The 21,003-nt window shown below is 73.8% G+C and carries 20 protein-coding genes; 11 read left to right on the plus strand and 9 right to left on the minus strand.

Annotation, left to right across the window (positions count from 1 at the left end; translation table 11 throughout):
• Window positions 1-49: 49 nt before the first annotated feature.
• Window positions 50-1,327 (plus strand): MFS transporter, encoded by a 1,278-nt coding sequence (locus AB0C59_RS18965; RefSeq protein ID WP_363006102.1) that lies wholly within the window; start codon window positions 50-52, stop codon window positions 1,325-1,327.
• Between the two features lie 64 nt (window positions 1,328-1,391).
• Here the strand turns inward: AB0C59_RS18965 and AB0C59_RS18970 are convergent, their stop codons facing one another.
• The gene (locus tag AB0C59_RS18970) at window positions 1,392-1,973 is read right to left on the minus strand and encodes a Uma2 family endonuclease (RefSeq protein WP_363005908.1); all 582 of its coding nucleotides are present in this window, start codon (window positions 1,971-1,973) and stop codon (window positions 1,392-1,394) included.
• Window positions 1,974-2,086: 113 nt separating this feature from the next.
• Here AB0C59_RS18970 and thpR point away from each other — a divergent pair, with 113 nt between their 5' ends.
• Both thpR and AB0C59_RS18980 read left to right on the plus strand, forming a co-directional pair.
• Window positions 2,087-2,680, plus strand: coding sequence for an RNA 2',3'-cyclic phosphodiesterase (thpR, locus tag AB0C59_RS18975; protein WP_363005910.1), 594 nt, complete (start codon window positions 2,087-2,089; stop codon window positions 2,678-2,680).
• 224 nt (window positions 2,681-2,904) lie between these two features.
• Complete coding sequence (locus AB0C59_RS18980; RefSeq protein ID WP_363006104.1) at window positions 2,905-3,897, plus strand: aldo/keto reductase; 993 nt, start codon at window positions 2,905-2,907, stop codon at window positions 3,895-3,897.
• Window positions 3,898-3,970: 73 nt separating this feature from the next.
• On the opposite strand, the gene AB0C59_RS18985 is transcribed toward AB0C59_RS18980, so the two are convergent.
• On the minus strand, window positions 3,971-4,645 hold the full coding sequence (locus tag AB0C59_RS18985) for an SGNH/GDSL hydrolase family protein (RefSeq protein ID WP_363005912.1): 675 nt from the start codon (window positions 4,643-4,645) through the stop codon (window positions 3,971-3,973).
• 138 nt (window positions 4,646-4,783) lie between these two features.
• On the opposite strand from AB0C59_RS18985, the gene AB0C59_RS18990 reads away from it, so the two are divergent.
• From AB0C59_RS18990 to AB0C59_RS19000, 3 genes are read left to right on the plus strand one after another with little or no spacing between them, the layout of a single operon-like run.
• Window positions 4,784-5,800, plus strand: a complete 1,017-nt coding sequence (locus tag AB0C59_RS18990) for a WD40 repeat domain-containing protein (RefSeq protein WP_363005914.1) — start codon at window positions 4,784-4,786, stop codon at window positions 5,798-5,800.
• A 44-nt stretch (window positions 5,801-5,844) separates the two neighbouring features.
• Window positions 5,845-6,642, plus strand: a complete 798-nt coding sequence (locus AB0C59_RS18995) for a thymidylate synthase (RefSeq protein ID WP_363005916.1) — start codon at window positions 5,845-5,847, stop codon at window positions 6,640-6,642.
• 8 nt (window positions 6,643-6,650) lie between these two features.
• On the plus strand, window positions 6,651-7,166 hold the full coding sequence (locus AB0C59_RS19000; protein WP_363005918.1) for a dihydrofolate reductase: 516 nt from the start codon (window positions 6,651-6,653) through the stop codon (window positions 7,164-7,166).
• 45 nt (window positions 7,167-7,211) lie between these two features.
• On the opposite strand, the gene serC is transcribed toward AB0C59_RS19000, so the two are convergent.
• Complete coding sequence (gene serC / locus AB0C59_RS19005) at window positions 7,212-8,330, minus strand: phosphoserine transaminase (protein ID WP_363005920.1); 1,119 nt, start codon at window positions 8,328-8,330, stop codon at window positions 7,212-7,214.
• 187 nt (window positions 8,331-8,517) lie between these two features.
• On the opposite strand from serC, the gene AB0C59_RS19010 reads away from it, so the two are divergent.
• Both AB0C59_RS19010 and AB0C59_RS19015 read left to right on the plus strand, forming a co-directional pair.
• Window positions 8,518-11,436: an FAD-binding and (Fe-S)-binding domain-containing protein gene (locus tag AB0C59_RS19010; RefSeq protein ID WP_363005922.1), complete on the plus strand. Its 2,919-nt coding sequence runs from the start codon at window positions 8,518-8,520 to the stop codon at window positions 11,434-11,436.
• Between the two features lie 97 nt (window positions 11,437-11,533).
• On the plus strand, window positions 11,534-12,661 hold the full coding sequence (locus tag AB0C59_RS19015) for a peptidoglycan bridge formation glycyltransferase FemA/FemB family protein (RefSeq protein WP_363005924.1): 1,128 nt from the start codon (window positions 11,534-11,536) through the stop codon (window positions 12,659-12,661).
• A 9-nt stretch (window positions 12,662-12,670) separates the two neighbouring features.
• Here the strand turns inward: AB0C59_RS19015 and AB0C59_RS19020 are convergent, their stop codons facing one another.
• Genes AB0C59_RS19020 through AB0C59_RS19030 form a run of 3 tightly spaced genes read right to left on the minus strand, consistent with a single transcriptional unit; the run spans window position 12,671 to window position 14,862 of the window.
• The gene (locus AB0C59_RS19020; protein ID WP_363005926.1) at window positions 12,671-13,237 is read right to left on the minus strand and encodes a TetR/AcrR family transcriptional regulator; all 567 of its coding nucleotides are present in this window, start codon (window positions 13,235-13,237) and stop codon (window positions 12,671-12,673) included.
• A gap of 28 nt (window positions 13,238-13,265) precedes the next feature.
• A complete protein-coding gene (locus AB0C59_RS19025; RefSeq protein WP_363005928.1) occupies window positions 13,266-14,666 on the minus strand; it encodes an amidase in 1,401 nt (466 codons plus the stop codon).
• Complete coding sequence (locus AB0C59_RS19030) at window positions 14,653-14,862, minus strand: hypothetical protein (RefSeq protein WP_363005930.1); 210 nt, start codon at window positions 14,860-14,862, stop codon at window positions 14,653-14,655. The genes AB0C59_RS19025 and AB0C59_RS19030 overlap by 14 nt, the downstream gene beginning before the upstream one ends.
• A 212-nt stretch (window positions 14,863-15,074) precedes the next feature.
• On the opposite strand from AB0C59_RS19030, the gene AB0C59_RS19035 reads away from it, so the two are divergent.
• Entirely contained in the window at window positions 15,075-16,001 is a 927-nt protein-coding gene (locus AB0C59_RS19035) for an MBL fold metallo-hydrolase (RefSeq protein WP_363005932.1), read from the plus strand.
• A 98-nt stretch (window positions 16,002-16,099) separates the two neighbouring features.
• On the opposite strand, the gene AB0C59_RS19040 is transcribed toward AB0C59_RS19035, so the two are convergent.
• From AB0C59_RS19040 to AB0C59_RS19050, 3 genes are all read right to left on the minus strand, one after another.
• Window positions 16,100-17,098 carry an EamA family transporter gene (locus AB0C59_RS19040; protein ID WP_363005934.1) on the minus strand — a complete coding sequence of 333 codons (999 nt, stop codon included), beginning with the start codon at window positions 17,096-17,098 and terminating at the stop codon, window positions 16,100-16,102.
• A gap of 128 nt (window positions 17,099-17,226) precedes the next feature.
• Window positions 17,227-17,889 carry a response regulator transcription factor gene (locus AB0C59_RS19045; RefSeq protein WP_363005936.1) on the minus strand — a complete coding sequence of 221 codons (663 nt, stop codon included), beginning with the start codon at window positions 17,887-17,889 and terminating at the stop codon, window positions 17,227-17,229.
• A gap of 18 nt (window positions 17,890-17,907) precedes the next feature.
• Window positions 17,908-19,176, minus strand: a complete 1,269-nt coding sequence (locus tag AB0C59_RS19050) for a histidine kinase (protein ID WP_363005938.1) — start codon at window positions 19,174-19,176, stop codon at window positions 17,908-17,910.
• 129 nt (window positions 19,177-19,305) lie between these two features.
• Here AB0C59_RS19050 and AB0C59_RS19055 point away from each other — a divergent pair, with 129 nt between their 5' ends.
• Together AB0C59_RS19055 and AB0C59_RS19060 are read left to right on the plus strand one after the other, a co-directional pair.
• Window positions 19,306-20,241 (plus strand): ATP-binding cassette domain-containing protein, encoded by a 936-nt coding sequence (locus AB0C59_RS19055; protein ID WP_363005940.1) that lies wholly within the window; start codon window positions 19,306-19,308, stop codon window positions 20,239-20,241.
• Between the two features lie 2 nt (window positions 20,242-20,243).
• Window positions 20,244-20,978, plus strand: coding sequence for an ABC transporter permease (locus AB0C59_RS19060; RefSeq protein ID WP_363005942.1), 735 nt, complete (start codon window positions 20,244-20,246; stop codon window positions 20,976-20,978).
• The last annotated feature ends 25 nt before the right edge of the window (window positions 20,979-21,003 follow it).

A 21,003-nucleotide genomic window follows, 5' to 3' on the forward strand; every position in this document is an offset into this window, starting at 1 on the left:
AGCCGCCCACGACTCCCCGCCCGCCTCCAGAACCCGCGGCTCCGGCACCATGTTCAGCTCGCTGCGCGTGCGCAACTACCGCCTCTTCTTCATCGGCCAGGTCGTCTCGAACACCGGCACCTGGATGCAGCGCATCGCCCAGGACTGGCTGGTCCTCAGCCTGACCGGCTCCTCCACCGCCGTCGGCGTCACCACGGCGCTCCAGTTCCTGCCGATGCTGCTGTTCGGCCTGTACGGCGGGGTCCTGGTCGACCGCCTCCCCAAGCGCCCCACCCTGCTGGTCACCCAGTCGGCGATGGGCGCCACCGGCCTCGTCCTCGCCCTGCTGACCCTGTCCGGCCACGTCCAGGTCTGGCACGTCTACGTCGCCGCCTTCGCGGTCGGTCTCGCCACGGTCGTCGACAACCCGGCCCGGCAGTCGTTCGTCTCCGAGATGGTCGGCCCGGGCCAGCTCCAGAACGCGGTCAGCCTGAACTCGGCGAACTTCCAGTCCGCCCGGCTGGTCGGCCCCGCCGTGGCCGGCCTCCTGATCACCGGCGTCGGCACGGGCTGGGCCTTCCTGCTCAACGGCCTGTCCTTCCTCGCCCCCCTCGTCGGCCTCCTCCTGATGCGCTCCCGCGAGCTGCACGTCGTGGAGCGGGCACCGCGCGGCAAGGGCCAGCTCCGCGAGGGGCTGACCTACGTCGCCGGGCACCCGGAACTGATCTGGCCGATCGTGCTGGTCGGGTTCATCGGCACCTTCGGCTTCAACTTCCCGGTGTGGCTGTCGGCGTACGCGGACGACGTCTTCCACGCCGGCGCCGGCGCCTACAGCCTCTTCAACACGCTGATCGCGCTGGGCTCCCTGACCGGCGCGCTGCTCGCGGCCCGGCGGGGCACGGCCCGGCTGCGGCTGCTGATCGCGGCCGCGGCGGCCTTCGGCGTGCTGGAGGTCGCGGCCGCCGGGGCCCCGTCCCTGTGGCTGTTCGCGCTGCTCATGGTCCCGATCGGGATCTTCGGCCTGACGGTGAACGTCACCGCGAACACGGCCGTCCAGATGGGCACCGACCCGGCGATGCGCGGCCGCGTCATGGCGCTGTTCATGATGGTCTTCATGGGCGGTACGCCCCTGGGCGCGCCGCTCGTCGGCTGGATCACGGACGTCTACGGCGCCCGGGTCGGCTTCGCCCTCGGCGGCCTGGTGTCCGCCGCGGCGGCGGGGACGATCGGTCTCCTCCTGGCCCGCGCGGGCGACCTGCGTCTGACGATGGCCTGGAACCGCGGCCACCCCCGGCTCCGCTTCGTGCCCCGGGCCGAGCCGCGCAAGGACCTGGCGGCGGCGGCCTGACGAGCGGGCGCACGGTCACCGGGTCCGGCGCGTCGCCGTGTGCGGCCGCCGGCCCGGACCGACGTCAGTCGCGCGGGAACTCGTCGGTCTTCAGGACGAGGTCGACCACGGTGCCGGTCAGGTCGATGTCCTCCCCGAAGGGCACCGTCGTCCGGGTGACGTAACTGCCCTCCTTGGGCTGCGTGTAGACGTAGCAGATCCCCTTGTAGGGGTCGGCGATCACGTACACGGGCACCTCGGCCGTGGCGAAGGCGGTCTTCTTGGGGCCGTAGTCGTTGGCCGCGGTGCCCTTGGAGACGACCTCCGCGACGAACTCGACGTCCTCGTGTCGCCAGCGGCCGTTCTCCGCCGGCTCCGCGCCTTCCGCCAGGGCCGTCACATCGGTGGCGAAGCCGTTGCGGTGACCGGGGTAGTCGATGCGGACGTCGGACATCAGCCGCTTCTGGGGGTATGTGGCACACAGCTGGATGATGATGCTCAGAGCGATCTGCCAGTGCGTGGTCCGCTGCGGCGACATGTAGACGGTCCCCTCGACGATCTCGACCTTGTATCCCTCGGGGGTGGGCTCAAGCCGGTCGAACATCGCGTCGAGCGTGCTCTCGTCGTCGCACTCGGCCATCGCGATCCTGTCTTCGAGGACGGTCATCGTGGCGCTCCTCCCCGGCCGCCCCGGACGAGTGCGGCCGCGCGGTACAACGATACGCACGGAGCTGTGGATACGGCCGGACATCCGCCGGTGCCCGCGGTGACACTGGCCGCATGAGACTCTTCGCGGCCCTCCTTCCCCCGCCGGACGCCACCGACGAGCTCGCCCGCGAGGTGGGCGAGCTGAAGCGGCTGCCCGGGGCGGACGGACTGCGCTGGACCGGGCGCCCCGGCTGGCACTTCACCCTGTCCTTCTACGGGGAGGTGGACGACGCCGCCGTGCCGGACCTGTCGGCCCGTCTGGAGCGCGCGGCCCGCCGCACGCCGCCGTTCCCGCTCGCGATGCGCGGCGGCGGCCAGTTCGGGCACGGCCGGGTGCTGTGGGTGGGGGCCGAGGGGGACCTGCCGGCCCTGCGGCTGCTGGCCGACCGTGCGGAGGCGGCCGGGCGGAAGTCGGGTGTGCCCGTCGGGGAGCACCGCCGCTACCAGGCCCACCTGACCCTCGCCCGCAGCCGGGACGGGGTGGACAGCCACCCGTACACGGACGCCCTGCGCGACTTCCGCGGCCGTGCCTGGACGGTCGGCGAGCTGGTCCTGGTCCGCAGCAGCCTGCCGAGGTCCGGCGTCGCGGGGGAGCGGCCCCGCTACGAGCCGGTCGCCCGCTGGCCGCTCGGAGCCGTGGGACACGGTCCGGCGGACGAGGCGTAGGGCGGGCCGGTTAGTCTCGACGTGTGGACCCGAAGACCCGAAACCGGATCATGGCCGGTGTACTCGTGATGATGCTCGCGGTGGTGGCGCTGACAGCCGCGCTCGGCAGGTAGCGGCCCAGCGCCCTGACCACCGTGCCCTGAGCCGCGCGCGCCGTCCCCGCCGCCGCCCCCGGCGCGGTGGCCCTTGCCTTGAGCGGACTCGAAGGCGTTGGCTGGGACCTCATGGAGTACACGCAGCTAGGACGCACCGGACTCAAGGTCAGCCGACTGGTCCTCGGCACGATGAACTTCGGACCGCAGACCGACGAACCCACCAGCCACGCGATCATGGACGCCGCGCTGGACGCCGGCGTCAACTTCTTCGACACCGCCAACGTGTACGGCTGGGGCGCGGACAAGGGCCGCACGGAGACGATCATCGGGAACTGGTTCGCCAAGGGCGGCGACCGGCGCGACAAGGTCGTCCTCGCCACCAAGGTCTACGGCCACATGGGGGCCGACGGTCCGGCGTGGCCCAACCACGACAAGCTCTCCGCGCTGAACATCCGCCGCGCCGTCGACGCGTCGCTCAAGCGGCTGCGCACCGACCACATCGACGTGTACCAGTTCCACCACGTCGACCGGGCCACGCCGTTCGAGGAGATCTGGCAGGCGATCGACGTCCTGGTCCAGCAGGGCAAGATCCTGTACGTCGGCTCCTCCAACTTCCCCGGCTACAAGATCGCCCAGGCGAACGAGGTGGCGGCACGGCGCGGCGGGACCATCGGCCTGGTCAGCGAGCAGTGCCTCTACAACCTCGCCGAGCGCCGCGCCGAGATGGAGGTCGTCCCGGCGGCCCGGGAGTACGGCCTCGGGGTCATCCCCTGGTCGCCGCTGCACGGCGGACTGCTGGGCGGGGTCATCAGGAAGGAGACCGCGGGCGGCCGCCGCGCCACCGGGCGGGCGGCGGACGCGCTCGCCAACACCACGATCCGCGCGCGCATCCAGTCCTACGAGGACCTGCTGGACAAGCACGGCCTGGAGCCCGGCGAGGTCGCTCTGGCCTGGCTGCTGACCCGCCCCGGCGTCACCGGCCCGATCGTCGGCCCGCGCACCGCCGAGCAGCTCGACTCCGCGCTGCGCGCCGTCGAACTGGACCTGAGCGAGGACCTGCTGGCGTCCCTGGACGAGATCTTCCCGGGCCCCGGCCCGTCGCCGGAGGCCTTCGCCTGGTGACCGGCCGCCCCCCGGCCCCGGGCCGGGGGGCCGCTCGCACCGGACGCCACGGACGCCACGGGCGGTGCGGGGCTCAGTCCTCGTACGCCTCGCCCAGGCCCCAGGCCTGGTGCAGCGTGTCCGCGAACGCCGCCGCGATCTTGTGTTCGCCCCGCTCGTTCGGGTGCGTGCCGTCGTAGGTGTCGCGGTGGATGTCGTACGACGGCGGGACGGAGGCCAGGACGAGCGGGGAGCGGGGCTCGTCCAGGTCCGCCACCGCCTTGGCGAGCAGCTCGTTGAACAGGGTCACCTGCTCCGCGAAGGAGTCCTCGGTCGCCGCCCGGATGTTCGGGATGACGGGGAGCAGCACCATGCGCACGTGCGGGTTCGCCGACCGGGCCTCGGCCACGAACAGCCGCATGTTCTCGGCGGTCTGCTCCGCGTTGGTGTAGAAGCCCAGGTCGATCAGGCCCAGCGAGACCAGCAGGATGTCCGCGCGTGTCCGGCGTACCGCGTCGGCGATCAGCGGCACCATGTGCTGCCAGCCCTCGCCCCAGCCCGCCAGGTGGGCCTGGGGGAAGCGGGGTTCGGCGTAGGCGTGGGACGTCGGGGCGTCCGTCGTCTTGTCGTGCAGCGTCTCGCGCGGGCCGACCAGCGCGCACGGGCCGTCGTAGGCCGTGCACAGGTGCTGCCACATCCGGTAGCGCCATGTGTGTTCGCCCGCGCTGCCGATCGTCATGGAGTCGCCTACGGGCATGAACCTGAGCATCCGCTCATCATGGATGATCGGCGTCCGCTCCAGGGGGGAGGTACGGGGCGTGCGGGTGTGAGGATCGACACGCGGAGGGGGCCGGGGTGCGGGGAGGTACGAGGGGGACGTGTGAAGGGCGGATGGCAGTCTTGGGGCATGCGTCGATCGTTCGCGCTCCTCGCCGGGGCCCTTCTCGTCGGTGCGCTCGCAGCGCCCGCGTCCGCCGTGCCTGCCGCGCCCGCCTCGGCCGCCTCGCCCGCCGAGGGCGGTGACGGCGGCTTCACCATCAAGGACCCCCGCGTCACCGAGTCCAGCGGGCTCGCCGCCTCCCGCCTGCACCCCGGGATCTACTGGACGCACAACGACAGCGACGACGGCCCCTACCTCTACGCCGTGGACAGCCGCACCGGGCGGACGGTCGCCACCGTCACCCTGAGCGGCATAGGCCGTCCGCGTGACGTGGAGGCGATATCCATGGGCCCGGACAACCAGCTCTACGTCGGCGACATCGGCGACAACTTCCACGGCCGCTGGCCCTACGTGTGGATCTACAAGCTGCCCGAGCCCAAGGTCCTGCGGAACCAGACGATCCGGGCCACCCAGTACGTGGTGAAGTACGCGGACGGTCCGCGCGACGCGGAGTCCCTCGTCGTGCACCCCCGGACCGGGCGGGTCTACATCATCGACAAGAACGAGGACGGCGGGCACCTCTACGAGGGCCCGGCGACGCTCTCCACGTCCGGGTCCAACATCTTCCGGCCGGTCGCGGCCGTCGACCTGTGGGCCACCGACGCCGCCTTCTCGCCCGACGGCCGCCAGCTCGCCGTGCGCGGCTACTTCGGCGGGATCGCCTACGACTGGAACGGCGGCCGCATCAGGAAGCAGGGCAGGCTGGAGGTGCCCCTGCAGCAGCAGGGCGAGTCGCTCACCTACACCGTCGACGGCACGACGCTGCTGTACGGCACCGAGGGCAGCGACAGCGCTGTCGTCGCCGAGAGCGCGCCCTATCGCGGCGGCGACGGGACGTCCCCGTCCGGGAAGGGCGACGCGCGCTCCGGGTCGGGCGGCGGATCCGGCCTGTCCGCCGACTACAAGGTGGGCGGCGTGATCGCCGTCGTCGTGCTGGTGGCGGCTCTGCTCGGGCTGCGGCGCCTGCGACGGCCGCGGCGGTAGGGACGCGCGAGGCGATCGGGTGCGGGCCAGTAGACTCGACGGTTGTGGCGGACACCCAGTACGAAGACCTGTTGAGGCTGGTGCTCACCTCCGGGACGGCCAAGGCCGACCGGACGGGCACCGGCACCCGAAGTGTCTTCGGGCACCAGCTGCGCTACGACCTCGCGCAGGGGTTCCCGCTGGTCACCACCAAGAAGGTGCACCTCAAGTCCATCGTGTACGAGCTGCTGTGGTTCCTGCGCGGCGACTCCAACGTCGGCTGGCTGCAGAAGCACGGCGTCACCATCTGGGACGAGTGGGCCGACGAGCACGGCGACCTCGGGCCGGTCTACGGCGCGCAGTGGCGCTCCTGGCCCGCCCCGGACGGCCGGCACATCGACCAGATCAGCGAGGTGCTCGCCACCCTGCGCCGGGACCCGGACTCCCGCCGGATGATCGTCTCCGCCTGGAACGTGGCCGAGCTGGACAGGATGGCGCTCGCCCCGTGCCACGCCTTCTTCCAGTTCTACGTCGCCGACGGCCGGCTCTCCTGCCAGCTGTACCAGCGCAGCGCGGACCTCTTCCTCGGCGTCCCCTTCAACATCGCCAGCTACGCCCTGCTCACGCACATGGTGGCGCAGCAGGTCGGTCTCGAACCGGGTGACTTCATCTGGACCGGCGGCGACTGCCACATCTACGACAACCACCACGAGCAGGTGACCGAGCAGCTCGCGCGCACCCCGTTCGCGTTCCCGCGGCTGCGGCTGCGCCAGGCCGACTCGCTGTTCGACTACGCGTACTCCGACGTGGAGATCCTCGACTACCGGCACCACCCCGCCATCAAGGCCCCGGTCGCGGTGTGAGGCCGGACATGGAGGTCGGGCTGATCTGGGCGCAGAGCCTCGGCGGTGTGATCGGCGCGGGCAACGCGATTCCCTGGCGGCTGCCCGAGGACATGGCCCACTTCAAGGCGACCACCCTCGGACACCCGGTGGTGATGGGGCGCAGGACCTGGGACTCGCTGCCCCCGCGCTTTCGTCCGCTGTCCGGCCGGCGCAACATCGTGGTGACCCGGGACGCGCACTGGGCGGCCGAGGGCGCGGAGCGCGCCGGGTCCATCGCGGAGGCGCTGGCGCTCGCGGCCGAGCCCCAGGAGTCGGCTTCCGCCGCCGCCACATGGGTGATCGGCGGCGGGGAGATCTACCGGGCGGCCCTGCCCCACGCCACGGTGCTCTCGGTCACCGAGGTCGACACGGCGGTGGACGGCGACACCTACGCCCCGACGCCGGACGCGGCGGCGTGGGCGGTCACCGAGGACACCGGCTGGCGGACCTCGACCTCCGGGCTGCGCTACCGCATCCGCGGATACGCGAAGGGCGCCCGGTAGCCACCGGACGCCCCTCGGACGCCGTGGAACGGCGCGAACGGACGGCTACAGCCGCTCGATCACGTGGTCGACGCACTTCGTGAGCGCCTCGACGTCCGCCGGGTCGATCGCCGGGAACATCGCGATACGGAGCTGGTTGCGGCCGAGCTTGCGGTAGGGCTCGGTGTCCACGATGCCGTTGGCACGCAGCACCTTGGCCACGGCCGCCGCGTCGACCTCGTCCGCGAAGTCGATCGTGCCGATGACCTGGGAGCGCTTGGCCGGATCGGTGACGAACGGGGTGGCGTACTTGACGTCCTCGGCCCAGGTGTAGAGCGTGCGCGCCGAGGCCGCGGTGCGGCCCACCGCGAAGTCGAGACCGCCCTGCCCGTTGAACCACTCCAGCTGCTGGTTCAGCAGGAAGAGGGTGGTGAGGGCCGGGGTGTTGTAGGTCTGGTTCTTGCGGGAGTTGTCGATCGCCGTGGGAAGGCTGAAGAACTCCGGGATGTGGCGGCCGGAGGCGTGGACCCGCTCGGCGCGCTCGATGGCGGCGGGGGAGAAGACGCCGATCCACAGGCCGCCGTCGGAGGCGAAGGACTTCTGCGGGGCGAAGTAGTAGACGTCCGTCTCGGCGATGTCGACCGGGAGGCCGCCCGCGCCGGAGGTGGCGTCCACCAGGACCAGCGCGCCCTCGTCGGCGCCCGCGACCCGCTGGACGGGCATCGCGACACCGGTGGAGGTCTCGTTGTGCGTGAAGGCGTACACGTCCACGCCGGCCTCGGCGGCCGGCTCCGGGTGCGTGCCCGGGTCGGACGCGATGACGGTGGGCTCCGCGAGCCAGGGGGCGAGCTTCGCCGCCTTCGCGAACTTGGAGGAGAACTCGCCGAAGGTGAGGTGCTGCGACTTGTTCTCGATCAGACCGTGGGTCGCGATGTCCCAGAAGGCGGTGGACCCGCCGTTGCCGAGGACGACCTCATAGCCGTCCGGGAGCCGGAACAGGTCGCGGATTCCCTCGCGGACCTGGCCGACGAGGTTCTTGACCGGAGCCTGGCGGTGGGACGTGCCGAGCAGGGAAGCGCCCGTCGCGGCGAGCGCGTCCAGCGCCTCGACCCGCACCTTGGAGGGACCCGCGCCGAAACGGCCGTCCGCGGGCTTGATGTCAGCAGGGATCTTGATATCGGCCACGAGGCGGAGGGTAGTCGCTGGGTGACGTACCGCGGAACCGTGTCCGTCCGATGAGACGACGCCACCCGGTGGGTGGACCTGTCGGGACGTCCAAAGCACGGCGGTCCGCTTCTTTGTCTCCCGGGTGAACCCGGCGGCGGGCCGGGCGCGGCGGTCACTGTCGGTGGTCGGGTGCATCCTGGGAGGCATGAGGGAGACAGGGGACGTGGACAGGGACGCGGGCGCGCTCCGGGCCCGGCTGCGGGCGGCGGTGCGCGGCGAGGTCGACTTCGGCGCGACGGCGCGGGCCCTGCACACGATGGACGCGTCCAACTACCGCCGGGTGCCGCTCGGCGTGGTCGCGCCGCGCGACGCGGACGACGTGGCGGCGGCGCTGGCCGTGTGCCGTGAGGAAGGGGTGTCGGTCGTCGCCCGCGGCGGGGGCACGTCCATCGCCGGGCAGGCGACGGGCACGGGGGTGGTGCTGGACTTCACCCGGCACATGAACGCGCTGGTGTCCCTGGACCCCGGGGCGCGTACGGCGGTCGTGCAGCCGGGCCTGGTCCTGGACCGGCTCCAGGAGGCCGCCGCCCCGCACGGGCTGCGTTTCGGCCCGGACCCCTCCACGCACGCCCGCTGCACGCTCGGCGGCATGATCGGCAACAACGCGTGCGGCTCCCACTCGGTGGCCTGGGGCACGACGGCGAACAGCGTGCGCGAGCTGTCGGTGCGCACCGCGCGGGGCCGGGCGCTGACGCTGGGTCAGGGCTGGCGGGGCGCCCCCGAGGGGCTGCGGGCCCTGGTGGAGGCGGGGCTCGCGCCGCTGCGCACGGGCTACCCGGACCTGCCGCGCCGCATCTCCGGATACGCCCTGGACGCGCTGCTGCCGGAGCGGGGCGCGGACGTGGCCCGCTCCTTCTGCGGCTCGGAGGGCACGCTGGGCGTGCTGACCGAGGCGGTCGTGCGACTGGTGGAGGCGCCGCCCGCGCGGGCGCTCGCCGTCCTGGCGTACGCGGACGAGAGCGCGGCGGCCGAGGCGGCGTGCGGGCTGCTGCCGTGGGGCCCGTTGACGGTGGAGGGCATGGGCGCCGACCTCGTGCCGCCGTCGGCTGGGCTGCCGCGGGGCGGCGCCTGGCTGTTCGTGGAGACGGGCGGCGCGGACCCGGCCGAGGCGGGCGCGCGGGCGCGGGACATCGTCCGGGCGGCGGACGCGACGGACGCGGCGGTGATCACGGACCCGGCCGGGCAGCGCGCGCTGTGGCGGCTGCGCGAGGACGCGAGCGGCGCGGCCTCCCGACTGCCCGGCCGGGCGCCCGGCCCCGGAGCCGAGCCCGGAGCCGGGCCCGGCGGTGCGGAGGCGTGGCCGGGCTGGGAGGACTGCGCCGTGCCGCCGGCCCGGCTCGGCGCCTACCTCCGGGACTTCCGGCACCTGCTCGCCGACCACGGGCTGCGCGGCACGCCGTACGGCCACTTCGGGGACGGCTGCATCCATGTCCGTATCGACTTCGACCTGATCACCGCGCCGGGCGTCGCCCGCTTCCGCCGCTTCGGCGAGGACCTCGCGCACCTGGTCGTGGCGCACGGCGGTTCCCTCTCGGGGGAGCACGGCGACGGCCAGGCGCGGGCCGAGCTGCTGCCGGCGATGTACGGACCGGATCTGATCGCCCTCTTCGAGCGGGCCAAGGACCTCTGGGACCCGGACGGCCTCCTCAACCCGGGCATGCTGGTGCGGCCCCACCGGCTGGACGAGAACCTGCGGTTCGCGGCGCTGCCCCGCGAGCCGGTGGACGTCGCCTTCGGCTACCCGGCGGACGGCGGCGACTTCTCGGCGGCGGTGCGCCGCTGCGTGGGTGTCGCCAAGTGCCGTACGACGCAGGCGTCCACGACGGACGTCATGTGCCCCTCCTATCGGGCGACCGGAGAGGAGGAGCACTCCACGCGCGGCCGGGCCCGGCTGCTGCACGAGATGCTGGCGGGCGAGGTGGTCACCGGCGGCTGGCGCTCGACCGAGGTCAAGGACGCCCTGGACCTGTGCCTGTCCTGCAAGGGCTGCCGCAGCGACTGTCCGGTGGGCGTCGACATGGCCACCTACAAGGCGGAGTTCCTGCACCACCACTACGCGGGCCGCCGCCGGCCGGCGGCGCACTACACGATGGGGTGGCTGCCGCTGTGGCTGCGCGCCGTCGACCGTACCCGCACGGCGCCGCTCGTCGGCCTCCTGGCATCCGTCCGGCCCCTCGCCGCGCTCGGGAGACGCCTGGGGGGTGTCGCCCCCGAGCGGGACATCCCCCGCCTCGCGGCACGGACGTTCACCCGCTGGTGGACGCGGTCCGGGCGCCCGCGGGAGGGACAGGGCGAGCCCGTGCTGCTGTGGCCGGACACCTTCACCGAGTTCCTCTCGCCCGCCGTGGGACGGGCGGCCGTGCGGGTGATGGAGACGGCGGGGCTCGACGTCCGGCTCGCCGGGGGGAGGGGGCGCGACCGTGTCTGCTGCGGGCTGACCTACCTCTCGACGGGCCAGCTCGACCGCGCCCGCGCGGTGCTCCGCCGCACGCTGGACCTGCTGGACCCCGTCCTCGGCCCCGAGGCCGGCCCCGAGCCGCCTCCCGTCGTCGTCCTCGAACCGAGCTGTGCCGCCGCCCTGCGCACCGACCTGCCCCAGTTGCTGCACGACGACCCGCGCGCGCCACGCCTCGCGGCGGCCGTGGTGACGTTCGCGGAGGTCCTTCAGCGGCACGCCCCGCACTGGCTGCCGTCCCGGCTTGACCGGCCGGTCGTGGGCCAGACCCACTGCCACCAGCACGCCGTCCTCGGCGACGCGGCCGACCGGCGGCTGCGTGCCGCGGCGGGCCTGACCGGGGAGCTGTCCGGCGGCTGCTGCGGACTCGCGGGCGACTTCGGCTTCACGAAGGGCCACTTCGAGGTGTCGAGGGCTTGCGCGGAGGAGCGGCTCCTCCCGGCGCTGCGCTCCGCGCCGGACGACGCGCTCGTCCTCGCGGACGGCTTCTCCTGCCGCACCCAGGTGGAGCAACTCGCGGGCCGCGAGGCACGCCATCTGGCGCAGGTGCTGGCGGCGGGCCTGGGACCGGAGCCTGAGAGAACCGGGAGGCGGCGACCACGGGAGTGAGGGGCGCGCACCGGTGGCGGCCCGGGCGGTCTTCGGGAGGATGGAGGCACGGGAGGCGTCCTCCCCGTCCCCGGAGCCCACCCCAGGAGCCCTCCGTATGACGCTGCGCATCCGCCCCATCTCGCCGCAGGACCACCTGGCGTTCATCGCCTCGCGCCCGTCGGCCAGCCATATGCAGGTGCCGTCGTGGGGGGAGGTGAAGCCGGACTGGCGGGCGGAGAGCCTCGGCTGGTTCGAGGAGGACGGCGACGGTGGGCCGGTCGGCGTGGGCCTGGTGCTGCTGCGCCCGCTGCCCAGGCTCGGCCGGTGCCTGGCCTATCTGCCCGAGGGCCCGGTGATCGACTGGGACGCCCCGGACCTCGGGCGCTGGCTGGCCCCGCTCGTCACCCATCTGAGGGGCCGTGGGGCCTTCTCGGTGAAGATGGGCCCGCCCGTGGTCGTGCGCCGGTGGAGCGCGGACGCCGTCAAGGAGGCGATGGCGGACCCGGACGCGCGGCGGCTGCGGGACGTGCCGCCGACGGAGTACGAACCGGGGGCCGCCGCCGTGGCGGAGCGGCTGCGCGGCATGGGCTGGCGGCCGACGCGGCCCGGAGGCGACGACGGCTTCGCGGCCGGGCAGCCCCGCTTCGTCTTCCAGGTGCCGCTCGCCGGGCGGAGCCTGGAGGAGGTGCAGGGGGGCCTCAACCAGCAGTGGCGGCGCAACGTGAAGAAGGCCGAGAAGGCGGGCGTCAAGGTGGTCCAGGGCGGGTACGACGACCTGCCCGCGTTCTACGCCCTGTACACGGAGACCGCCGAGCGGGACCGCTTCCTGCCGCGCCCGCTGCCGTACTTCCAGCGGATGTGGACCGCGCTGACGGCCGAGGACCCGGACCGTATGCGGCTGTATCTCGCCCACCACGACGGTGAGGTGCTGGCCGCCGCGACGATGCTGACGGTCGGCGACCACGTCTGGTACTCGTACGGCGCCTCCACCGCCCGGCGGCGCGAGGTCCAGCCGAACAACGCGATCCAGTGGCGCATGCTGAGCGACGCCCACGAGCGGGGCGCGGCCGTCTACGACCTGCGCGGCATCACCGACACCCTGGAGGAGTCCGACCACCACCTCGGGCTGCTGCGCTTCAAGGTCGGCACGGGCGGCCACGCGGTGGAGTACCTGGGCGAGTGGGACCTGCCGCTCAACCGGCTGCTGCACAGGGCACTGGAGTGGTACATGGCACGCCGGTGACGGACGCGTTCAGTGGTCGTTCGGTGCGACGAGTCCGGCCAGCAGGTCGTGCACGTACGCGGTGTCGAGTCCCTCCGGGCGGAAGAGGATGCGGTACATCAGGGGAGCGACGACGCGGTCGAGGATCGTCTCGACGTCGGGTGCGTCCTCCTCGCGGTCGGCCGCGCGGCCGAGGATGACGTCTATCTGGTCGGCCGCGTAGGCCGAGCACTGACCCGCGTTGGCGCCGTCCGGGTCGCCGAGCAGGGCGTCGCGGATGTAGGCACGGCCCGTGGGGGCGGCCATCTCCTCCAGGAACTGCTCGGCCCAGGCCTCCAGGTCGGACCTGAGGCTTCCCCTGTCCTTCGGCGCCGCCTCGGGCCGCAGGCGCTCGACCGCCACGTCCGACATCAGCTCCTGCAGATCGCCCCAGCGCCGGTAGATCGTGGACGGAGTGACTCCGGCCCGAGCGGCCACCAGGGGCACCGTGAGGGCTTCGCGACCCACCTCGGCCTCGAGTTCGCGCACCGCCGTGTGCACCGATGCCTGCACCCTGGCACTGCGCCCTCCGGGGCGGACCATGGTCTTTCGGCTCATGGAACCAGCTTAAAGCAAATGTGATGCGTCAAGCGGTCGTCCGTGCCGTCGCCAGGCGGCGTGCGGGGCGGGTCCGCTCGTAGGCGTGGCCGACGCGCAGCAGCACCCGCTCCCCGAGGGGGCGGCCGAGGAGTTGCATGCCGATGGGCAGGCCTGCCGTGTCGTGGCCGACCGGGACGGACAGCGAGGGCACCCCGGTGATGTTGGCGGGGGCCGAGAGGCGTACGTAGGCGTCGGAGACCGCCTCGACGGTGCCGTCCGGCCAGGTGATCGCCTCGTCGCCCGCCTTCACCGCGGTGGCCGGGACGGTCGGGGCTGCGATCACGTCGACCTCCTCCATCAGGCGGGCCCAGGCCTGCCGCATGAGGGTGCGCGAGCGCTGGGCCCGCAGGTGGTCCCCGGCCGGCATCAGCTCGCCGGCTTCGAGGAGGATCCGTACGTCGTCCCGGTACAGCTCGGGGACGGCGCGCAGGGTGCGCTCGTGGTAGGCGGTGGCCTCGGGCACCATCAGGCCCCACTGGGTGGCCTGGACGTAGCGCGTCATCGGGATGTCGACCTCGACGAGCCGTGCTCCGAGGCTCTCGAGCTCGGCCGTGGCGCGCCGGACGGCGGCCTGCACCTCGGGGTCGACATGGTCGAAGTAGTAGGTGCGCGGTATGCCGATGCGCAGGCCCGTCAGTTCCGTGGCGCCGTCCGGCCGGTAGGGGGAGCCGGGCGCCGCCAGGGAGGCGGGGTCGCGGGGGTCGTGGCCGGCCAGGGCGGACAGGACCAGGGCGGCGTCCTCCACGGTGCGGGTGATCGGGCCCACGTGGTCCAGCGACCAGGACAGGGACGTCACGCCGTGGCGTGGGACGAGGCCGTAGGTCGGTTTGAGGCCGACGACTCCGTTGAGCGCCGCGGGCACCCGGATCGATCCGCCGGTGTCGGTGCCCAGGGCGAAGGTGGCCGCGCCCGCGGCGACGGCGACGGCGGAACCGCCGCTGGAGCCGCCCGCGACCCGGTCCCGGTCCCAGGCGTTGTGGGTCTGCGGGGTGGTCAGGCCGTAGGCGAACTCATGGGTGTGCGTCTTGCCGAGCAGGATCGCGCCGGCCGCGGCCAGACGGGCGGCGACCGTGCTGTCGGCGGCGGCCCGGTGGTCCGCCCGGACCCGGGAGCCGGCCGTGGTGGCCGTGCCGGCGACGTCGATGAGGTCCTTGAGTCCCATGGGGATGCCGTGCAACGGGCCGTGCGGACGATCGGCCGCGACCTCCCGCTCGGCCTCGCGCGCCGCCTGACGGGCCTCCTCGGCCGCGACGCTGACGTACGCGTGAAGGTGCGGCTCCACCTGCTCGAGGCGGTCCAGGACGGAGTCGACCAGCTCGACGGGGGACAGCGCTCGCGCCCGGATCGCCTCGGCGGCAGCGGCGACGGACAGTTCATACGGCTGCATCGTTCTTCTCCTCTCCGGCGCGGTAGGCGGCGGCGGGCGGGGTGTCCGAGAAGTCCAGTTCCCGCAGGACGGCGACGACGGACTGGATGTGGTCGGCGGTGGCGGCCACCGCGGCGAGCCGGTCGGCAGGCAGGGTGAGTCCGGCGCGGTCGGCCCAGCGGGCCGCCTCCGACGGTGTGAGTCCGGCAGCGGACATGGCGTTCTCTCCTGGTCGGACGGGACTGCTCCCACGTCAAAAGCTAATGGTTTGCTTTAGGGGACGTTAGGCTCTAGAGTCACTTAAAGCAAACTGGTTGCTTTTAGGGGGTGGATCTCCTGTCCCGTGCCACGCCGGATGCGGCGCACCCCTCTTCGCAGACGACCGCCACCGCCGCTGACCCCCCTGAAGAGCCAAAGGAACGACGGACCATGAACGCCTCACCGACCGACCGGACCACCGCCATCCCCTCCTGGACCGTGGGCGCCGTCACCGTCCACCGCGTCGACGAGGTCCCCCTGCCGCCCGCGACCGGACCCTGGCTGCTGCCGGACGCCACCCCGGAGGTGGTCAGGCACCACGACTGGCTGCACCCGCACTTCGCCGACCACGAGGGCGTCCTGCGCATCGACAGCCACAGCTTCGCCTTCACCGTCGGCGGGCTGCGCGTCCTGGTCGACACCGGCATCGGCAACGGCAAGGAGCGGGCCAACCCGGCCTGGCACGACCTGCGGACCGACTTCCTCGACCACCTCACCGCCGCCGGCTTCCCCCCGGACTCCGTCGATCTGGTGATCCTCACCCACCTGCACGCCGACCATGTCGGCTGGAACACGCGGGAGGTCGACGGCGCATGGGTCCCCACCTTCCCCAACGCCCGCTATCTCACCTCACGCGCCGAGCGGGAGTTCTGGGCCGCGTACGACATGGAGGAGGCGCGCGGGCGGATGTTCCGCGACTCCGTGGTCCCGGTCGAGGAGGCGGGGCTGCTCGACCTCGTCGACGTCCCGGCCGAGGGGCGCGAGATCGCTCCGGGGCTGCGTCTGCTCCCCACGCCCGGTCACACCCCCGGCCACATCGCCGTCGAGCTGACCAGTCAGGGGGAGGCGGCGCTGATCACCGGCGACTGCATCCACCACCCGGTCCAGTTCGCCCACCCCGCCATCGGCGCCTGTGTCGACATCGACCCGGCGCAGTCCGAGGCCTCGCGCCGCAGGCTGCTCGACTCCCTCGCCGGCACCGACACCCTGGTCCTCGGTACGCACTTCGCGCCGCCCACCGCCGGTCTCGTGGTCACCCACGAGGACACCTACCGGCTCGCCCCCGTCCCCGCCACCGCGCACACCGTCCCGCACTGACCGCGAGGCCGGTCCGTCCCGACCCCGGCCCAGGGGCAGCCCTCAGCCCTCAGCCCTCAGGCCTCAGGCCTCAGGCCTCAGGCCTCAGGCCTCAGGCCTCAGGCCTCCGGCTCGACCGGCACCGCCCGGCCCCGTCGGGCCTGGGTCAGGACGGAGCCCATGCTCGCCGCGATGACCAGCGTGATCGCCACCCCCTGAGGCGCGCTCAGCGACTGGCCGAGGACCAGGAACCCGGCGGTGGCCGCGACGGCGGGCTCCAGACTCATCAGGATCGCGAAGGTCGCGGCGGGCATCCGGCGCAGGGCCAGCAGCTCCAGGGTGTAGGGCAGGACCGAGGAGAGCAGGGCCACGCCCGCGCCGAGCCCGAGCGTCGCCGGGACGAGCAGCTTCGAGCCGGACTCGGCGACGCCCAGCGGCACGAACAGCACCGCGGCCACGGCCATCGCGAGCGCGAGCCCGTCGGCCTGGGGGAAGCGCCGGCCCGTGCGGGCGCTGAAGACGATGTACAGGGCCCACATCGCGCCCGCGGCCAGGGCGAACGCGACGCCCACCGGGTCCAGGCCGCCGAAGCCCCCGCCGCTGAGCAGGAAGACGCCCGTCAGTGCCAGGGCCGCCCAGACCAGGTTGACCGCGCGCCGGGAGGCGAGGACCGAGAGGGCGAGCGGGCCGAGGGCCTCCAGGGCGACGGCGGGGCCGAGCGGGATGCGCTCCAGGGCCTGGTAGAAGGAGCCGTTCATCGCGGCCAGGGAGACGCCGAAGACGACGACGGTGCCCCAGTCGGCGCGCGAGTGCCCGCGCAGCCGGGGTCGGCAGACGAGCAGCAGGACGACGGCGGCCACGAGCAGCCGCAGGGAGACGACCCCGAGCGCGCCGGCGCGGGGCATCAGGGTGACCGCGAGCGCCCCGCCGAACTGGACGGAGACGCCACCGGCGAGCACGAGACCCACGGGGCCCAGGGCGCCGAGGCCGCCCGGAGTGCCCGGGCGGCGGGAGCGCGGCCCGTCGGGGCCGGGGTGTCCGGACCCCGGCCCGGTCGCAGCCGCGGCCGGAACGGGAGCCGGAACCGGGCCGGGGGAGGCGGTGCTTGGCCTGTTCACGGGCGCCGTCCAGAATCGCGTCGAAGTTCGTTCATCATGATGTACCTGCCGGTCCAGGGTAATAGACTAGGACAGGTGTGTGAACCCTGGACGCGCCTGTACGGGGGAGTCGACCGGGGCGACCGGGGTCAGCCCGGCGACACGAAGCCGGACTCGTACGCGGCGATGACGGCCTGCGTGCGGTCCCGGGCGCCGAGCTTGGCCAGGACGGCGCTCACATGGGACTTGACGGTCTCCGTCCCCACCACCAGACGCGCGGCGATCTCCGCGTTCGACAGGCCCCGCGCCATGAGCCGCAGCACCTCGCCCTCCCGCTCGGTGAGCGCGGCCCGCTCCAGGGCCGCACGGGCCTCGGAGGTGCCGTACGTCCGCCCGTACGAGGCGGCCAACTGCCGTATTCCGGCCGGAAACAGCAGGGAGTCGCCCGCGGCCACCAGCCGCAGCGCGTGCACGATCTCCGCGGGCCGCGCCCGCTTGAGGAGGAAGCCGCTGGCACCGGCGCGCAGCGCGCCGTAGACGTACTCGTCGTTCTCGAACGTCGTCACCACGACGATCTTCGGCGGCTCCGGCACGGTGCGCAGCACCGCCCGGGTGGCCTCGATCCCGTCCATCAGCGGCATGCGCACGTCCATGGCGACGACGTCGGGCCGCAGTCGCCGGACGAGCGGGACCACGGCCGCCCCGTCGGCGGCCTCGCCCACCACGTCGATGTCGGGCTGGGCCTCCAGCACGGCCCGCAGGCCGGCCCGTACGAGGGGTTCGTCGTCGACGAGGAGCACGGTGAGAGGCATCAGGTGACCCTACGGGGCTCACGTGCTCTGGGACAGCGGCAGGTCGACGCGCAGCAGCCACTGGTCGCCCTCCCGCCCCGCCTGGACCTCGCCGCCGAGCAGCGCGGCCCGCTCGCGCACCCCGCGCAGCCCGCTGCCGCTGCCCCGGCCGGTCCCGCCGCCGTCGCCCCCGCCGGATCCGGCCGCCTGCCCCGTCGGAGCCAGAGGATTGCGCACCTCCAGCCGCAGCCGCCCGCCCCGCACGGTGATCCGGACGCCGACGGGCACGGGTCCCGCGTGCCGGAGCACGTTGGTCAGGGCCTCCTGCAGCATCCGGTAGGCCTCGCGCGAGACCGGGCCCGGCAGATGCTCCAACGGCCCCGTCACCTCGGCGTCGGCCAGGGCGCCCGAGGACCGCGCGGACTCCAGCAGCCGGCTCGCCTCGTCGAGCCCGGGACGGGTGCCGGCCGGCCGGCCCGTCTCGCGCAGCACGAGCAGGACGCGTTCCAGGTCCTCCAGGGCGGCCCGCCCCGTCTCCTCGATGGCCGCCAGCGCCCGGTCGGTGAACCCCGGGTCGGCCGCGGCCCGGGCGGCGCCCGCCTGGACCACCGCGAGGGTGAGCGCGTGCCCGAGGGAGTCGTGCAACTCCCTCGCGATCCTGTTGCGTTCCAGGAGCCGCTCGGTGCGCTCCTCCAGCTCCGACAGCCGCTCCCTGACCGAGGGCCCGAGCAGCCGGCGGGCCGCCCCCGCCATGAGGGCTCCCGCGCCGGCGGTCACCGCGAGCAGCACCAGCAGGGGTACGGGTACCAGCAGGGCGTACGCCAGGCTCCCCCCGGGCACGCGCACGGGCGCGCCCCCGACGCCGGGGTCCGCGGCGCCGCCGTCCCCCGCGGTGGCCCCGACCAGGGCCAGGGCCAGCGCCATCAGCCGCACCGTCACCATCCCGACGGCGAAGCCCGCTTCCACCCGCAGGACCAGCCAGGCGCCGGTTCTGGCCCGGTCGCTCCAGGTGGCGGACGGGGCGGCCGAGACGCCCGGCTCCTCGCCGCCCCGCACGCGTGCGTGCGGACCGGGGAACAGCATCAGCCGCGCCTGGAGGCCCTCCGCGCGGCGGACCGCGGGCACGAGGGCGACGGCGAGGACCACGGGGACCGGCAGGACCATCGTCAGGGCCCAGTCCGCGGGCGACGGGTTGTTCAGCCCCGGGTAGACCATCCCGCAGGCGACCGGCACGAGGCCGCCCAGCAGGAGGTGCAGCCAGCGGGTGTAGGTGACCGCGCGCGTCAGCGGCGCCAGGAGGCGGGGCATGCCGCGATCCTCGCAGGGGGTGCCGGACCGGCGTCTCCCCCGGGCGGGGGAGACGTGCCCCGCCCGCGGGGGAGGGGTTCCGCTCCCGCGGGGGAGGCCCGCCCGCGCCGTTCCGCCGACGCTTGGACCATGACCAGCATCGAACTCACCGACCTCACCAAGGAGTACGGCGGTACCAGGGCCGTCGACGGCCTGACGTGCGGCATCGAACCGGGCCGGGTCACCGGCTTCCTCGGCCCCAACGGCGCGGGCAAGTCCACCACCATGCGTCTCGTCCTCGGCCTGGACCGCCCGACCTCCGGCACCGCCACGGTCGGCGGCCGCCCCTACGGGACGGGTCCCGAACCCCTGCGCACGGTCGGCGCCCTGCTGGACGCGCAGGCGGCGCACGGCTCCCGCACCGCCCATGACCACCTGCGCTTCCTCGCCGTCAGCAACCGCATCCCCGCCCGCCGCGTGGACGCGGTGCTGGAGCAGACCGGCCTCGCCTCCGTGTCGCGCCGCCGGATCAGGACCTTCTCGCTCGGGATGCGCCAGCGCCTGGGCATCGCCGCCGCGCTGCTCGGCGATCCGCCCGTCCTCCTGCTGGACGAGCCCGCCAACGGCCTCGATCCGGAGGGGATCGTCTGGATCAGGGAGTTGCTGCGCGCACTCGCCCGAGAGGGCCGGACGGTGCTGGTCTCCAGCCATCTGATGAACGAGACGGCGGCGTTCGCCGACCACCTCGTGATCCTCGGCCGGGGACGGCTCCTGGCCGACGCGTCCCTGGAGGACTTCATCGAGCGGCACAGCCGGGCGCGCGTGCACGTGCGCAGCGGCGACCCGGTGAGGCTGCGGACCGCGCTGCTGGCCGGCGGGCACACGGTGGAGGCGGGCGGGGAGGGCCGCTGGGTGGTGGAGGGCGCCACCGCCGGGCAGGTGGGAGCCCTCGCCGCCCGCGAGGGCATCCCGATCCACGAACTCGGCGACGAACGGACCTCCTTGGAGCAGGCCTATCTCGCCCTCACCGCGAAGGAAGCCCAGTTCGCCACCCCCGCGTCCCCGGCCGCACCGCAGGAGGTCTGACCATGTCCGTCGCCGCGCTGCTCCACTCCGAGTGGCTCAAGATCCGCTCCGTCCGGGCGAGTTTCGGGTCCCTGATCGCGGTCTTCGCCGCCACGCAGGCCATCACCGTGCTCGTCTTCGCGACCGTCGGGCGGGCCGAGGCCGACAACGGCGGGGACCCTGTCTTCGGCGCCTTCTACGCCGTCAACTTCGCGCAGATCGCGGCCATCGCCTTCGGTGTCACCGCGGCGTCGTCCGAGTACGCGGGGGCGGCCCTGCGGATCTCCCTTGCGGCCGTGCCGCACCGGGGCCGCTTCTACGCCGCCAAGACGGCGGTCGTGGCCGTGGCCTCCCTCGCCGTGGGGCTCGCGACGTCGTTCGCCGCCTTCTTCGTGGGGCAGGCGTTCCTGGGGGAGTACGCCATCGGCCTCGGCACGCCGGGAGCGCTGCGCGCCTGCGTCGGCGCGGGGCTCTACCTCGCCCTGATGGCCCTGCTGGCCATGGGCCTGACGTTCCTGCTGCGCAGCGCCGTCGCCGTCCTCAGCCTGCTCATCCCGTTCATCCTGATCGGCTCCTTCGTGATCGGCGACATCGCCGGGAGCGCCGCCGACCTCCTCCCGGACCACGCGGGGCAGCAGATCCTGTACCAGACCCCGACCGGGCCGATCGGCCCCTGGCCGGGGCTCGGGGTGACGGCACTGTGGGCGGCGGCGGCGCTGGTGGCGGGGTGGCGGGCGCTGGTGCGGCGGGACGCCTGACGCGCCCGCCCCATCCCCCGTGTGC

The sequence above is a fragment of the Streptomyces sp. NPDC048664 genome (genome assembly GCF_040650555.1).
In the GTDB taxonomy this organism is placed as follows: Bacteria; Actinomycetota; Actinomycetes; order Streptomycetales; family Streptomycetaceae; genus Streptomyces.

Excerpts from the sequence above, each read along its gene's own strand:
- AB0C59_RS18965 (WP_363006102.1), top strand. The coding sequence starts at position 50 with ATGTTCAGCTCGCTGCGCGTGCGCAACTACCGCCTCTTCTTCATCGGC.
- AB0C59_RS18970 (WP_363005908.1), bottom strand. The coding sequence starts at position 1,973 with ATGACCGTCCTCGAAGACAGGATCGCGATGGCCGAGTGCGACGACGAG.
- thpR (WP_363005910.1), top strand. The coding sequence starts at position 2,087 with ATGAGACTCTTCGCGGCCCTCCTTCCCCCGCCGGACGCCACCGACGAG.
- AB0C59_RS18980 (WP_363006104.1), top strand. The coding sequence starts at position 2,905 with ATGGAGTACACGCAGCTAGGACGCACCGGACTCAAGGTCAGCCGACTG.
- AB0C59_RS18985 (WP_363005912.1), bottom strand. The coding sequence starts at position 4,645 with ATGCTCAGGTTCATGCCCGTAGGCGACTCCATGACGATCGGCAGCGCG.
- AB0C59_RS18990 (WP_363005914.1), top strand. The coding sequence starts at position 4,784 with ATGCGTCGATCGTTCGCGCTCCTCGCCGGGGCCCTTCTCGTCGGTGCG.
- AB0C59_RS19000 (WP_363005918.1), top strand. The coding sequence starts at position 6,651 with ATGGAGGTCGGGCTGATCTGGGCGCAGAGCCTCGGCGGTGTGATCGGC.
- AB0C59_RS19010 (WP_363005922.1), top strand. The coding sequence starts at position 8,518 with ATGAGGGAGACAGGGGACGTGGACAGGGACGCGGGCGCGCTCCGGGCC.
- AB0C59_RS19015 (WP_363005924.1), top strand. The coding sequence starts at position 11,534 with ATGACGCTGCGCATCCGCCCCATCTCGCCGCAGGACCACCTGGCGTTC.
- AB0C59_RS19020 (WP_363005926.1), bottom strand. The coding sequence starts at position 13,237 with ATGAGCCGAAAGACCATGGTCCGCCCCGGAGGGCGCAGTGCCAGGGTG.
- AB0C59_RS19025 (WP_363005928.1), bottom strand. The coding sequence starts at position 14,666 with ATGCAGCCGTATGAACTGTCCGTCGCCGCTGCCGCCGAGGCGATCCGG.
- AB0C59_RS19030 (WP_363005930.1), bottom strand. The coding sequence starts at position 14,862 with ATGTCCGCTGCCGGACTCACACCGTCGGAGGCGGCCCGCTGGGCCGAC.
- AB0C59_RS19035 (WP_363005932.1), top strand. The coding sequence starts at position 15,075 with ATGAACGCCTCACCGACCGACCGGACCACCGCCATCCCCTCCTGGACC.
- AB0C59_RS19045 (WP_363005936.1), bottom strand. The coding sequence starts at position 17,889 with ATGCCTCTCACCGTGCTCCTCGTCGACGACGAACCCCTCGTACGGGCC.
- AB0C59_RS19050 (WP_363005938.1), bottom strand. The coding sequence starts at position 19,176 with ATGCCCCGCCTCCTGGCGCCGCTGACGCGCGCGGTCACCTACACCCGC.
- AB0C59_RS19055 (WP_363005940.1), top strand. The coding sequence starts at position 19,306 with ATGACCAGCATCGAACTCACCGACCTCACCAAGGAGTACGGCGGTACC.
- AB0C59_RS19060 (WP_363005942.1), top strand. The coding sequence starts at position 20,244 with ATGTCCGTCGCCGCGCTGCTCCACTCCGAGTGGCTCAAGATCCGCTCC.